The following is a 13,465-nucleotide window of genomic DNA, read 5'->3' as shown; positions in this document are numbered from 1 at the left end:
TCATTCAAGCATTTTGCCATTTCCAACTATGCCCCGTCCCTTTGACCGATCCAAAAAACATCTAGCAGTACCTCTTTGGTATGAGCGTATATTGGCTCTAATTTTGCTTGCCAATTACAGTTTAGTTTTGTTTGATTTGACCTATATCCCATTGCGGGATTTTTGGTTACAGGGGACAGTGCAGCTTTCAGTTAAAGTCGGCCCTTTCCAGCGGGTATTTCCCAAGCGGCCCGTGCGGATTTTTCCTTTCAACATTACCCCATACTACGATTGGGTAAAAGGCATTGAACCTTACCGTTCCACCGCTGCCTATTTAGAACTGGTGGATGAATTAAATAGCAAACTAGATGAACAGGCCTTGGATGGGGCTGGCAACGTACAACAGGCGCAGGAAATTGATAACATTCTCGCGGAATTACGCCAAGACAGTGCCCAAATGATTATCGAAAATCCCTTCCAAATTGCCAATAAAACCGGCACTTTTGAGCGGATCAAAAATCTTATGCGGCTCCATGTTTTTGGTTCCACCGATGCATCTGCCACCGAATCCTTTGAAACCTTTTGGTCTAAGGATTACCTGCTTAAAAACGGACTAACTAACCAGCTAGTATTTTTTGACCAAGAAATTAGACCTCTGATTGCCACTAACTATTTCCGAGAAATTGGGGAAAATGGCCAGCCAGTGGATAATTTTGCCTTAATTGATTTTCCCTTTTTCCTGATTTTCTTAATAGACTTTCTGGGACGTACCCGTTTAATTAGCCTGCGTTACCGGGGGGTCAGTTGGGTCGATGCCATGCTGTGGCGTTGGTATGATTTCTTTTTGTTTTTACCATTTTTCCGTTGGCTGCGCATTATTCCCCTCACCGTGCGGCTAGATAAAGCTAAATTAATGGATTTGAATAAAGTTAAAGGGCAGGCTACCCAGGGTTTTGTTGCCATCATTGCTGAAGATATGACAGAGGTAATTGTGGTGCGGCTGGTGGAACAAATGCAACAATTAGTGCGGGAAGGAGCCCTGCGAAAATTTTTAGACCGAGCCAAAACCACCCAATATATTGATATTAATAACCGCAATGAGTTAGTAGAAGTCATTAGAATTGTTTCCCAGGTTTTATTGCAAAAAGTATTGCCAGAAGTAGAACCAGAAGTACGAGATTTTATGCTATATAATATGCAGTCTTCCCTAGGACAAATTCAGGGTTACACCCAGTTACAGAGTTTGCCTGGAGTAAAAAATATGCAGCGGGAAATAATGGCCAATATGATTGCAATATCCTACGAGCGCATACTGACTACTCTACAGAGCTTTCTAGAACAGGATAAGGAATTTGATCGACTACTGGAAAATTTACTGACTAAGCTGACCATGGAACTTAATGTGGAATTGAATCAACAACACCACCTAGAAGACATTGAAGAATTATTAATTGATTTCCTCGAAGAATTTAAAATTAATTATCTGCAAAAACTTTCCGAAGCGGATATTGAACGAATTTTGGGTAATACAGTTAGTTGATTATGCGGAGACAGGCTGATAGGGAGTCAGTGCTGCCGGATTACGTTAAGGTTTTAAAGCCTTTGCCTTTTAATTTTTCTAATTTTTCTAACCGCCAATTATTTGCCAATTTTAAAATGACTGATTTTTGTTTACTAAGCGCCCTCGACTTAGCCCAATTAGTCCGCACTCGCCAGGTTTCTCCTTTGGAAATCACCCAGTATTATCTCGATCGCCTGGGGAAATATGATCAAACAGTAGGCAGTTTTGCCCACGTGGCCTGGGAGTCGGCGATCGCCGATGCGAAGCAGAAAACCAAATATTTAGCGGGAATGGGTAATTCTGAACCTTTGCCACCATTTTTTGGCGTACCCATTGCGGTGAAGGATTTAAACTGCGTTGCTGACATGCCGGTGAGCTACGGGGTGTCAGCCCTGAAGGAAAATTTAGCCACCTACGATGACGGTGTTGTGGCCAAAATGAAAGCGGCGGGATTCACCATCGTGGGTAAAACCGTCACTTCCCAACTGGGGTCATTTCCCTACACCGAACCCCCAGGATTTTTACCGGCCCGCAATCCTTGGCATTTGGACTATAACGCGGGGGGATCTAGCGGTGGCAGTGCGGCGGCGGTGGCGGCGGGTTTGGTGCCCATTGCCCAGGGCTCCGACGGTGGCGGCTCTGTGAGAACTCCAGCAGCTTGTTGCAGCTTAGTGGGCTTTAAACCCAGTCGTGGCCGGGTATCCCAGGCTCCAGTGGGAGATTACCAGAGTGGCATTGCCTGCCATGGTCCCCTCAGTCGCACTGTGTTGGAGGCGGCGGCTCTGTTGGACGTCATGGAAGGTTACATCACAGGGGATCCCTATTGGCTACCGTCCCCCGATCGCCCTTTTGTGGAGACCACGGGGGAAACCCCTGGGCAACTGCGCCTGGCCTATGCTTTTTCCCTACCTCCCTTTAGCAGTTCTTCTGAGATTCAAGGGGCTGTGGCCAAGGTGATCGCCGTTTGCGAAAATCTAGGGCATCAATTGGAGGAAGCCTGTTTTGATGTCACTAGTTTAATTGAACCCTTTGCCCAAATTTGGAAAGCTGGGGTGGGGGCTTCCGGCATTCCTTTACCCCTGTTGGAATCGGTTAATCAGTGGTTAGGGGAAACCAGTGGCACTGCGGGGGACTATCTGCGGGGGGTAAGGAATATGCAGGTGATTTCCCGCCAAATTGTCGGCTTTATGGAACAGTATGACGCCCTAATTTTGCCCGTTTTTAATCATCGGCCCCCAAAAATCGGGGAATGGACCCATCTATCGCCCCCCGACGTGGTGCAGAAAATTATTGAATGGATTGCCCCCTGCCCCCCCGCCAATGCGGCCGGCCTACCGGCGATCGCCATTCCGGTGGGATTTGATGACCAGGGTTTACCCCTCAGTGTGCAAATTATTGGTAAGCCCGCCGCCGATGCTTTAGTCCTAGCGTTGGCACATCAAATGGAGCAACAGTTGCAAGGGAACCAGCCCCGCCAACTACCGCTCCAATTTATGCCCTAACGCAGTGTCAAGATCGGTTGCAATAATCTAATTCCCCCATCATTGGGGGTTTGGGGACTTTCAAAAGTTTTCTAAAGCAAGCCGACAAAATGCAACGGGCCCTGGCCGCTGATCAACTCCACCAACAGGGCAATGAAACCCAACATGGCGAGGCGACCATTCCATACTTCCGCCGCCGTAGTCAAACCCCATTCCCATCTTTCCTGGGGATACATTTTCATGTTCTTTTTGGGATGGGGCACCGTTTCAAAGGTGCAGGGAGGATCGTTGAGGGAATCCATCACCATCTGGGCCAAGGCGTCGATGAAAACTGGATGGGTGTTTAGGGCCGGTACCCGCTGAAAATTATCAATGCCGGCTTCTTCGGCAATTTCCCGATACTCGATGTCAATTTCCTGGAGGGTTTCAATATGTTCTGACACAAAGCTAATGGGCACCACCAATAGATCGTCAATGCCCTCCGCCCCCAGTTTTTGCAGAGCTTCTTCCGTGTAGGGCTTGAGCCATTCCACTGGCCCCACCCGACTTTGGTAGGCCAACGTGTATTGGTTCGGACGATCGAGAGTCCGCATTATCAAACGGGTACAGGCTTCAATTTCTGCCTGGTAGGGGTCTCCCGCTTCATCCACATAGCTTTGGGGCACACCGTGGGCACTGAAGAAAATATGGGCTTGGTCTGGATTGGGGAATTTCTTTAATTCTTGAGCAATCAAATCCGCCATGGCCTGGAGATAGCCCGGATGGTCGTACCAAGAGGGGATCAGGCTATAGTCCAATTGCCGCAAACTGGGGTCGTTATGCCACATTTCCTCCAACACCCGGAAACTGGAGCCGCTAGTGCTAATGGAAAAATGGGGATATAGAGGCAAAATCACCAGCCGTTGCAGGCGATCGCCTTTAATTTTTTCGACGGCTTCCTCCGTAAAGGGGTGCCAGTAGCGCATGCCAATGTACACTTTTGCATCCTGGCCAAGGCGTTCCAGACGGGTCGTGAGGGCGGAGGCTTGGGCTTCGGTAATCTGCAACAGGGGGGAACCACCACCGATTTCGGCGTAGTTGGCCTGGGATTTTTTCGCCCGTAGGGTAGAAATCAGCCATGCCAGGGGTTTTTGCAACCAAGGAAAAGGGAGACGAATGATTTCCGGATCCGCAAACAGGTTAAAAAGGAAGGGGCGTACATCCTCTAACTTCTCCGGTCCGCCAAGATTTAGCAGTAAGACCCCAACACGACCCATAATTGTTAAGCTTAGTAGAATGATTTTTCAGTTTCTTTACCAAGTGTAACAATAGATGGCGAAAAGGAAAGAATCCCAACCTACAAACGGCGTCCCAATTTCTTTCTAGGTTATGGCAACTATTTTCCGCACTTGGAGTTATCAGTATCCGTGGGTTTACGCCCTAGTTTCCCGCCTAGCGACTTTGAATGTGGGGGGAGAAGAGCGTTTCCATCAATTGCCATTGGAGAATTTAGCAATTTCACCGGGACAGAAGGTGCTGGATTTGTGTTGCGGGGGTGGCCAAGCCACTGTTTACCTAGCTCAATCTGGAGCCACGGTGGTGGGGCTGGATGCTTCCCCCAAGGCCCTGGGCAGGGCGAAAATTAATGTACCCCAGGCGACCTATGTTCAGGGTTTGGCCGAGGATTTACCCTTTGGGGAAGGGGAATTCGACCTAGTGCACACCAGCGTCGCCCTGCACGAAATGACTCCGGCACAACTACAGAGCATTATCAGCGGCGTACACCGTGTGCTCAAACCAGGAGGAATTTTTGCCTTAGTGGATTTACATCGCCCCAGTAATTGGCTATTTTGGCCGCCCTTGGCAATTTTTATGGGCCTGTTTGAAACGGAAACCGCCTGGCAGTTAATTAACACCGATTTAGGGTCATTACTGGACCAAGCTGGTTTCACAGTTGTTCGTAAGCATCTCTATGCGGGGGGCAGTTTACAGGTAATCCAGGCCAGAGCAAATAAGACTGTTAACTAATCTAGCCAAACAAAAGCGCCATCGCCTTCGATTACTGTCCCAATCTGATTAGCCACCAGCCCCTGCCCGGAGAAAAAATCTAGGGTTGTCTGCCTCTGCTCCGGAGAGACAAGCACCACAAAACCTACCCCCAAATTAAAGGTTTCCAGCATGGCAGTGGAGTTGACTTGGCCTTTGTCAGCTAACCAGTTAAATACGGGTAAGGGTTGCCAACTTCCAGCTTTGACTTGGATGGATTGCCCCTGCCCCAAACAGCGGGGGAGATTTTCTGGCAATCCGCCGCCGGTAATGTGGGCCATGCCGTGGATGTTAATGCCTGACTTCAATAACGCCTGGATAGGTTTGACGTAGATCCTGGTGGGTTCTAAAAAGATTTCTCCTAAGGACTGGCCTCCCCACTCTGGTAAACAATCAGACCATTGCCAGCCATTGCTTTCAATGATTTTCCGCACCAGACTAAAACCATTACTGTGGACCCCCGAACTCTCCACGGCGATCGCCACATCGCCAATGTTTACCTGGGAGCCGTTGAGTAATTGGGACTTTTCCACAATGCCCACCGCAAAGCCCGCCGCATCATATTCTCCTGCCCCGTAAAAACCAGGCATTTCCGCTGTTTCCCCCCCCAACAAAGCACAGCCAGATTGTTTACAGCCTTCCACAATGCCGGTGACCACATCGGCCAATTGGGCCGGTTCCAACTTGCCCGTGGCTAAATAATCGAGAAAATATAGGGGTTCTGCTCCGGTGGTCAAAATATCATTTACACACATAGCCACCAAATCAATGCCAATGGTGTGGTGTTGGTCCATGGCCTGGGCAATCTTCAGTTTTGTACCCACCCCGTCTGTGCCGGAAACCAACACCGGTGCTTTATAGCCAGCGGGAATCTCAAACAGCCCGGCAAAACCGCCAATGCCCCCCATAACCTCTGGGCGAAAGGTACTTTCCACCTGTTGCCGAATGCGGCTGACAAATTCCCTGCCTGCTTCCACATCTACGCCCGCTTGCCGATAATCCATGTCGTTTTTTACCCACTGAAACTTAACCAGAGTTAACAATCTCCTGCCCGAATTTTACAAGAGATTGCGGAGAGGTTTGAGGCCGGGAATTCTGGGTTAGGCTCAGCAATAAGAGCCTTTCAGGTATTTTTTTATGAACAACCCCACCAATGAATCCCTCCGCAACGTGGCCATTGTTGGCCCCTATGGCAGTGGTAAAACCACCCTGCTTGAAAGTGTTTTGTGGGTTAGTGGCAGTGTCAGCCGTAAGGGGAATATCAAAGACGGCAACACAGTGAGCGATAGCAGCCCTGAGGCCAAGGCCCGCCAAATGAGTGTGGAAGTGAGTGTGGCAGGGATTGATTATGAAAATTTGCGCTTAAATTTCCTCGATTGTCCAGGTTCCATCGAGTTTGCCCAGGAAACCTATGGAGCGTTGGTCGGCGCCGGTACTGCGGTCATCGTTTGTGAGGCGGATGTGAGTCGGGTTTTGACCCTCGCCCCTTTGTTTAAATTTTTGGATGATTGGGCCATTCCCCATCTGGTGTTTATCAATAAAATGGACCGGGCTAAACAACCCTTTGGGGAAGTTTTACAGGCCCTGAAAAGTGTTTCTTCCCGGCCCCTAATTCCCCAGCAGTATCCCATTTACAAAGGGGAGGAGTTACAGGGCTATATTGACCTCATTACGGAGCAAGCCTATCAATACCACACTGGCAGTGCCGCCGATCCCATTGCGTTGCCAGCGGAATTAGCCGGGGCTGAACACCAGGCCCGCCAGGAAATGTTGGAGGCGTTGGCGGACTTTGACGATCGCCTGTTGGAGGAATTGTTGGAGGAAGTGGAACCGCCCCAGGCGGAAATCGAAGCGGATTTCAAACAGGAATTGGGGGCAGATTTAATTGTGCCGGTGGTGCTGGGGGCGGCGGAGCAGGATTTCGGTGTCCGACCATTGCTGGATGTGTTGATTAAGGAAGCACCGGACCCCAGTGTGACGGCGGCCCGCCGGAGTTTGAGCACCGATGGTTCCGGCCCCGTCATTGCCCAGGTATTAAAAACCTATTTCACTCCCCAGGGTCGATTATCCCTGGCTCGCATTTGGCAGGGAACTTTACGGGAAGCTGACTCCCTAAATGGTCAAAGGCTGGGGGGCATTTATCGTCTTTTTGGTAATCAGCAAACACCGGTACAAACCGCCACGGTGGGGGAAATTGTGGGTCTAGCTCGGTTAGAAAATATCAACACCGGGACTACCCTTTCTACTGCTGATGTCAAACCCCTGCCCTTTGTTGAGCCTTTGCCCCCGGTCTATGGTCTGGCGATCGCCCCGGAACAGAGGAAAGATGAAGTCAAACTCAGCACTGCCCTGGGAAAATTAGTGGAGGAGGACCCTTCCCTAACTTGGGAGCAAAATACCGAAACCCAAGAAGTAATCCTTTGGGGCCAAGGGGAGATTCATCTCAAAGTGGCACTGGAAAGATTGGAAAGGCAATATAAACTGCCCATGGTCAGCCAACAACCCCAAGTTCCCTATAAAGAAACCATTCGTAAAGGCACAGAAGTTCACGGCCGCTACAAACATCAAACCGGTGGCCATGGCGCATTTGGCGATGTGTACCTTACCATTAAACCCCTGGAACGGGGTAACGGCTTTAGCTTCAGTGAAACCATTGTGGGGGGAGTGGTGCCCAAACAATATATTCCTGGGGTGGAAATGGGGGTACGAGAATATTTAGCTAAAGGCCCCCTTGGCTACCCTGTGGTGGATATCGCCGTTACTTTAACTGACGGTTCCTACCATAATGTTGACAGTTCTGAACAGGCTTTTAAACAGGCCGCCCGCCTAGCCATGACGGAAGGAATGCCCCAATGTAATCCGGTGTTGTTGGAGCCAATTTTGAGCGTTAACGTCACCACCCCAACGGAATTTACCTCTCGGGTGTTGCAACTAGTAAGCGGCCATCGGGGCCAAATTCTTGGTTACGAAGCCCGTTCCGACTGGAAAAGTTGGGACCAGGTGGCTGCCCATTTACCCCAAGCAGAAATGCAGAACTTCATTATTGAACTGCGTTCTTTGACCTTGGGGGTGGGGAATTTTACTTGGCAATCTGACCATCTCCAGGAAGTGCCGGATAAGTTTGCGCCTAATTTACGTCCAGATTGATTGTCTTCCTTAAGAGATGCTTGGGGGATTAGGTAATTTTGGCCTTTGCCAAGGCGGAAAATCAGGATAACCTTAAGGGGCTATTTTGGCGATCGCCCTAAAATTTTATGGTTTTCCCTTCCCCCAATGGTGGTGGCTCCGATCAAGGTAACTCTAATTTTGACGAATACGACGACATCACGGGAGCTCGTCGGGAAGAGGCTCTGAAAAAAGCCCGCAACTGGTTTGTCATTTTGGTGGTGGGAGGACTGGTGCTGGGGGTAGTGGTGGCCTTTGGCGTGGTGCAGGTTCTCAATAGCTTGGGATTAACGGAAAAACCTGATGCTCCCCTCCGCATTGAGATGGAGCGGGAAAATCCACCCCAGCAATAGGATTTTGTCAATCTCTGCAATCCCTGTTACCCAATGGACTAGGCGATCGCCTTTGGTTGATATTCACTAACCCAACAGGGGCCTCCACCAGGCTTCATGGTCTAAATACCATTGCACTGTTTGTCTTAAGCCCCGTTCCACTGTTACTTTTGGTTCCCAGCCCAACTCCCGTTTAATCTTGCTGGCATCAATGGCGTAGCGGCGATCATGCCCAGGGCGATCGGTCACATAGCTAATCAGTTGTCGTGCCGGCTTAACTGGTAAATCAGGAGCTAATTCGTCCATCAAGTCGCATAAAATTTCTACCAATTCAATATTTTTAACTTCATTGTTGCCGCCAATGTTGTAGGTTGCCCCTGGCAAGGCTTGGTGCAAAACTAAGTCCAGAGCTTGGCAGTGGTCTGTGACATAAAGCCAATCCCGCACATTTTGACCGTCACCATACACCGGCAACTTTTCCCCACGCAGAATGTTGAGGCACATGAGGGGAATTAACTTTTCGGGAAATTGGTAGGGGCCATAATTGTTGGAACAATTAGTAATTAAAGTGGGCAAGCCGTAGGTGTGAAAATAGGCCCGCACCAAATGATCACTGCCGGCCTTGGAAGCGGAATAGGGACTGTTGGGGGAATAGGGGGTGGTTTCCGAAAAACCCGGTTCATTGGGGGTTAAACTGCCGTAAACTTCATCGGTGGAAACGTGGAGAAAGCGAAATTGGGCTGGGTTTCCCCGCCTTTGCCAATGTTCTCGAAAAGCTTCCAACAGGGTGAAAGTACCCACCACATTGGTTTGTACAAAGGCTCCAGGGCCAAGGATGGAACGGTCCACATGGGATTCCGCCGCAAAATGGGCTATGGTCTCAATCTGCTCTTCCCTCAATAGTTGATCCACCAAATGGCGATCGCCAATATCTCCCTGGACAAAGCGAAAATTGGGCAGTTTTTCCAATGGTGCTAAAGTGGCTCGGTTCCCAGCATAGGTGAGGGCATCGAGGACAACAATACGGCGATCGCCGCAGGTTTGAACGCAATGGTAAACAAAGTTGGCACCGATAAAACCGGCCCCACCGGTGACCAAAATGGGAGTTTTTGCCATGGGAAAGAAAGAACGATTTGGTTAAATAAATTAAATGGGTACGCTGTCCAAAAGTCTTTGCAAAATTGCCTTGGGATCTTTGCCGCTCGCAGGAATTAAGCGGTGGGCTAACACATGGGGAGCAACAAATTTCACATCGTCGTCAATGGCATAATCCCGTTCTTCCAAAAAGGCAAAGGCTTGGGTTGCCCGTTGTAGAGCTGTTGTGCCCCGGGGACTAACCCCCAAAGTAACGTCCTCATCAGTCCGGGAGGCCCGCACTAAGCGTAGGAGATACTGTTGCAAATCCTCCGTTAGTTTTACCTGCCGCACCGCTTTTTGTAATGCCTCCACTTCTTCCAAGGAAATGCAAGACTCTAAATCTCCCACGGCGATCGCCTCTGGATTTTGTTGCCGCTGGAGCATTTTCAGTTCTTCTGCTTCCGACGGATAACCCAAACTGAGGGAAAGGGCAAAACGATCTAACTGGGCCTCTGGCAAGGGAAAAGTGCCCTGGTACTCAATGGGATTTTGGGTAGCAATGACAAAAAACGGATGGGGCACCAAACGGGTTTCACCGTCCACTGTGACCTGTTTTTCTTCCATCACCTCCAACAAAGCAGCCTGGGTGCGGGGGGTAGCCCGGTTAATTTCATCGGCTAAGAGAATATTGGCAAACGCCGGGCCGGGCAAAAACTCAAACTCACGACTACTGGGGTTCCAAATGTTAGTGCCGGTAATATCTGTTGGTAATAAATCGGGGGTACACTGCACCCGCTGAAACTTGCCGTTAATGGAACGGGCCAGGGACTTAGCTAAGAGGGTTTTGCCCACACCGGGCACATCTTCCAGCAAAGCATGGCCCCCACTCAACAGGGCCACCAACACCAAACGAATAGCCTCATCCTTGCCCACAATGGTTTGACTAAGATTTTGGGTAAGGACAGAAATCTGTTCTCGCATAGGGGAAGCATAGCGCCGCAGGCTAGGGGGATTTGGATAACAAATTAACAGCTTTTACTGTACCTCACCCGATGTGCCCAAGGTGACTGTGTATTTGCGAATCCCATTGGTTCACCATTGATGGATAAAAAGCAGGGAAAAGCTTTTGGCAATCAATTTACCAGAAACTTTGTGGGTAAAACTTTCTTTACTCAATCTAGTAATCATTACTTCGTTGCAAATTTAAAAATTGGGTAAATTCCGGTTTAAATAACAATTTAACTACGCCAGTGGGTCCATTTCTATGTTTAACAATTAGCAATTCTGCTACCCCTGGGTCCGGCGTGTCGGGATTATAATATTCATCTCGATAAATCATCATAATTAAATCTGCGTCTTGTTCGATACTGTTATGGACAATGATGTCATTGGCGACAAAGTTATGTGGTCCTGGCACAGTCAAATCAAAAACCTCTTCGACTCCAGTCTCCGTAATAGAAACGATGGAGTCCCAGTAAATATCACTCTGAGACAACTTTTCTATTTCTGGTGATTGGGTAATAGTGGCTATTTTTGCTGCTCTTTCCCTACTCAAATTATGTTTATAAAGAGCTGTCCCACAGTAGGCATTACCAAGTCTCATTTGCAAGTCGCGAGTAGTTATCCCTTTTATTTGAATTTGTGGCAACACATAGGTCTTCCAAATTTGTTTTGGAATGACATCCCTGTTAGTGTTTGCTTGATGTTGAGCGATATGGGTTTTAATTTCCTCAACACTTGCCTGTTTGTCTTTGTCAACAGCGCCAATTTGATCAACAAAGATTTGTAAATCAGCTTGCCCTGTAATGGTTACATGATAGTTATCCCTGCCTTTGCCATTCTGACTTATTTTTGATAGACGTGCGTTAATGCCTAATTTCAAGAGTAACGACTGTACATCCTTTGCTAACTTCTCGCTACTAGTTGCGTAATAAGCTACCGGTCTAGATGATTTTTCTACTATTAATTTGACGCAACCATCTGTACTCCATAAATGTCTTAGAAAAATGGCGATCGCCCTCTGTGGTTGTTCAAAAACTTGATTAGGAACAAATTTTTCGTAGGAACGCAGTCCGAATACGTCTAAATTCTCTAGCCATTTTGTAATCGGATTTTTTTTGTTATGGGTTAGCCGATAACTAGCAGGGATATAAACTTGGTACCATTGCCTTTCTTGGCTGATACGAGGATTAATTTGGTCGCCAAAAACTGCTTTTGCTAATTCGACTACCTTTTCAGCTAATTCTATTTTATTGCTTGTATATTGAATAGCATGGCGAGGTAAAGTACAGCCATCACCAATTAGATGCCCTAGTAATCCTAGTTCCTCATCACTCATTAATTGTAAAGAGGAGCTTTCTAGTTTACGGGGTAGAGCAATATGCTCTTTTAAAGATAGCTCATCTAATCTTTTCCAACCATCAATAGTTAAAAATCTATGATTTGCTGTTGCCTTGATAGTTCTACCTAGTCGAGTTTTTAAAATATAAACTAGCTTTTTGCCAGTACAAAATACACGACTAACTTTAGCTGATTCTAGCTTCATCGTCTGTTCATTAATTGCCCATATTTCAAAATCTTTTTCATCTAACAAATCTTTAATAGAAACTCTTTTTCCTGTGCTCGCCAAGCTGATCAAACTATCTCCACTGATGCAGCCACTCTCTCTTAAATCTGACATCATTGGCCGTTTGTTAGTTCTAGATTCCACCGCTCGACTTAACTGAGATAAAGCAATTACTGGCGCGTTAATTTCCCTGGCTAAACCTTTGAGAGAACGGGTAATTTTTGATAATTCCTGTACCCGATTATCACTGCCTCCTTCCATCAGTTGCAAATAATCAATTAGAACCATACCCAATGGACCTTTTTGTTCACTTTGGAGGCGACGCACCTGGGAACGCATTTGGGTTACGGAAATACTTGCCGTATCGTCAATGTAGATAGGTAAACTGGAAAGGGTGCCCATGGCCGCCGTTAAAGGTTCAAATTCTGCTTGGCTAAAGTGCCCTGTCCGTAAACGGTTACTATCAATTAAGGATTCACTAGCCACTAGTCTTAATGCCAACTGTTCCTTGGACATTTCTAAGCTAAAAATAGCCACAGGCAAATTCTGGTTTTTAGCGATGTTAGCGGCAATTCCTAAACCGAATGCCGTTTTTCCCATCGACGGCCTGCCGGCCAAAATAATTAAATCTGCCCGCTGTAATCCCCCTGTCATTGCATCAAGATCATAGAATTGGGTTTCTACCCCTGGACTGGAAAGTTTTTCGTGTAATTTATCTAATTCAATGAAAGTATTAACTAAGGTTTCTGATAACGGTACTAGCCCTGCTTGGGGACGAGATTGGGTGAGGCGAAATATTTTTTGTTCCGATTCATCGAAAATTGTTTCTAATTCTTTGCTAGTTTCGTAACCCAAATCAACGATGTCATGCCCCGCTGCAATTAATTGGCGACGCAAATATTTATCCATGATTAGGGCGGCAAAACGGTCAATGTTCACCGCTGAAATGGTGCGATCTAATAATTGAGTTAATTTCACCATGCCCCCGATCGCCTCGAAATGATGGTGATCTTGGAGCCAACTGCTGACAGACATCAAATCCGTGGGCTGACTTTGGCCATGGAGACTAAGCATGGCCTCATAGATCAAACGATGGGCCTTGACGTAAAAAGCGTCTACTACCAGGAGGTCAATGATGCGCCCCATGGCCTCTGGATCGAGGAGAATCCCCCCCAGGATGCACTCTTCAGCTTCAATGTTTTGGGGGGGCAGGGCAGGGTTAGCAGCCATCAAGTTGGAATGATTGGGGACAGTCTAGTTCTCGACCAGTGGAGCAGAT

Annotated in this window: 10 protein-coding genes; 5 read left to right on the top strand and 5 right to left on the bottom strand. The window is 47.8% G+C overall.

The genetic code is table 11. The features are described from left to right. The first annotated feature begins 28 nt into the window (after positions 1-28). The gene (locus C7I86_RS13435) at positions 29-1,519 is read left to right on the top strand and encodes a hypothetical protein (RefSeq protein ID WP_010873753.1); all 1,491 of its coding nucleotides are present in this window, start codon (positions 29-31) and stop codon (positions 1,517-1,519) included. 2 nt (positions 1,520-1,521) lie between these two features. Further along, a complete protein-coding gene (locus tag C7I86_RS13430; protein ID WP_010873752.1) occupies positions 1,522-3,042 on the top strand; it encodes an amidase in 1,521 nt (506 codons plus the stop codon). 71 nt (positions 3,043-3,113) lie between these two features. Here C7I86_RS13430 and hemH read toward each other — a convergent pair whose 3' ends face one another. Next, positions 3,114-4,277, bottom strand: coding sequence for a ferrochelatase (hemH, locus tag C7I86_RS13425; protein WP_010873751.1), 1,164 nt, complete (start codon positions 4,275-4,277; stop codon positions 3,114-3,116). Positions 4,278-4,389: 112 nt separating this feature from the next. Here hemH and C7I86_RS13420 point away from each other — a divergent pair, with 112 nt between their 5' ends. After that, complete coding sequence (locus C7I86_RS13420) at positions 4,390-5,028, top strand: class I SAM-dependent methyltransferase (protein ID WP_010873750.1); 639 nt, start codon at positions 4,390-4,392, stop codon at positions 5,026-5,028. On the opposite strand, the gene purM is transcribed toward C7I86_RS13420, so the two are convergent. Continuing rightward, on the bottom strand, positions 5,025-6,050 hold the full coding sequence (gene purM, locus C7I86_RS13415; protein ID WP_010873749.1) for a phosphoribosylformylglycinamidine cyclo-ligase: 1,026 nt from the start codon (positions 6,048-6,050) through the stop codon (positions 5,025-5,027). The two genes, C7I86_RS13420 and purM, sit on opposite strands and share 4 nt — an antisense overlap. Positions 6,051-6,183: 133 nt before the next feature. On the opposite strand from purM, the gene C7I86_RS13410 reads away from it, so the two are divergent. Together C7I86_RS13410 and C7I86_RS13405 are read left to right on the top strand one after the other, a co-directional pair. Continuing rightward, complete coding sequence (locus C7I86_RS13410) at positions 6,184-8,193, top strand: elongation factor G (RefSeq protein ID WP_010873748.1); 2,010 nt, start codon at positions 6,184-6,186, stop codon at positions 8,191-8,193. Positions 8,194-8,300: 107 nt separating this feature from the next. Further along, entirely contained in the window at positions 8,301-8,564 is a 264-nt protein-coding gene (locus tag C7I86_RS13405; RefSeq protein ID WP_010873747.1) for a hypothetical protein, read from the top strand. Positions 8,565-8,630: 66 nt separating this feature from the next. On the opposite strand, the gene rfbB is transcribed toward C7I86_RS13405, so the two are convergent. From rfbB to C7I86_RS13390, 3 genes are all read right to left on the bottom strand, one after another. Then, positions 8,631-9,659: a dTDP-glucose 4,6-dehydratase gene (gene rfbB / locus C7I86_RS13400; RefSeq protein ID WP_010873746.1), complete on the bottom strand. Its 1,029-nt coding sequence runs from the start codon at positions 9,657-9,659 to the stop codon at positions 8,631-8,633. Positions 9,660-9,689: 30 nt separating this feature from the next. Further along, positions 9,690-10,601: a MoxR family ATPase gene (locus C7I86_RS13395; protein ID WP_010873745.1), complete on the bottom strand. Its 912-nt coding sequence runs from the start codon at positions 10,599-10,601 to the stop codon at positions 9,690-9,692. Between the two features lie 196 nt (positions 10,602-10,797). Continuing rightward, positions 10,798-13,416 carry a replicative DNA helicase gene (locus C7I86_RS13390; RefSeq protein ID WP_010873744.1) on the bottom strand — a complete coding sequence of 873 codons (2,619 nt, stop codon included), beginning with the start codon at positions 13,414-13,416 and terminating at the stop codon, positions 10,798-10,800. Between the last annotated feature and the right edge of the window lie 49 nt (positions 13,417-13,465).

Source organism: Synechocystis sp. IPPAS B-1465, assembly GCF_003015225.1.
GTDB lineage: Bacteria > Cyanobacteriota > Cyanobacteriia > Cyanobacteriales > Microcystaceae > Synechocystis.
The sequence above is the reverse complement of the archived record's forward strand: the minus strand, read 5'-3'. Positions and strand labels throughout refer to the sequence as shown.

What these genes read in the sequence shown, in the direction of transcription:
- C7I86_RS13435 (WP_010873753.1), top strand. Translation starts at nt 29, where the DNA reads ATGCCCCGTCCCTTTGACCGATCCAAAAAACATCTAGCAGTACCTCTT.
- purM (WP_010873749.1), bottom strand. Translation starts at nt 6,050, where the DNA reads ATGGATTATCGGCAAGCGGGCGTAGATGTGGAAGCAGGCAGGGAATTT.
- C7I86_RS13430 (WP_010873752.1), top strand. Translation starts at nt 1,522, where the DNA reads ATGCGGAGACAGGCTGATAGGGAGTCAGTGCTGCCGGATTACGTTAAG.
- hemH (WP_010873751.1), bottom strand. Translation starts at nt 4,277, where the DNA reads ATGGGTCGTGTTGGGGTCTTACTGCTAAATCTTGGCGGACCGGAGAAG.
- C7I86_RS13405 (WP_010873747.1), top strand. Translation starts at nt 8,301, where the DNA reads ATGGTTTTCCCTTCCCCCAATGGTGGTGGCTCCGATCAAGGTAACTCT.
- C7I86_RS13410 (WP_010873748.1), top strand. Translation starts at nt 6,184, where the DNA reads ATGAACAACCCCACCAATGAATCCCTCCGCAACGTGGCCATTGTTGGC.
- C7I86_RS13420 (WP_010873750.1), top strand. Translation starts at nt 4,390, where the DNA reads ATGGCAACTATTTTCCGCACTTGGAGTTATCAGTATCCGTGGGTTTAC.
- C7I86_RS13395 (WP_010873745.1), bottom strand. Translation starts at nt 10,601, where the DNA reads ATGCGAGAACAGATTTCTGTCCTTACCCAAAATCTTAGTCAAACCATT.
- rfbB (WP_010873746.1), bottom strand. Translation starts at nt 9,659, where the DNA reads ATGGCAAAAACTCCCATTTTGGTCACCGGTGGGGCCGGTTTTATCGGT.
- C7I86_RS13390 (WP_010873744.1), bottom strand. Translation starts at nt 13,416, where the DNA reads ATGGCTGCTAACCCTGCCCTGCCCCCCCAAAACATTGAAGCTGAAGAG.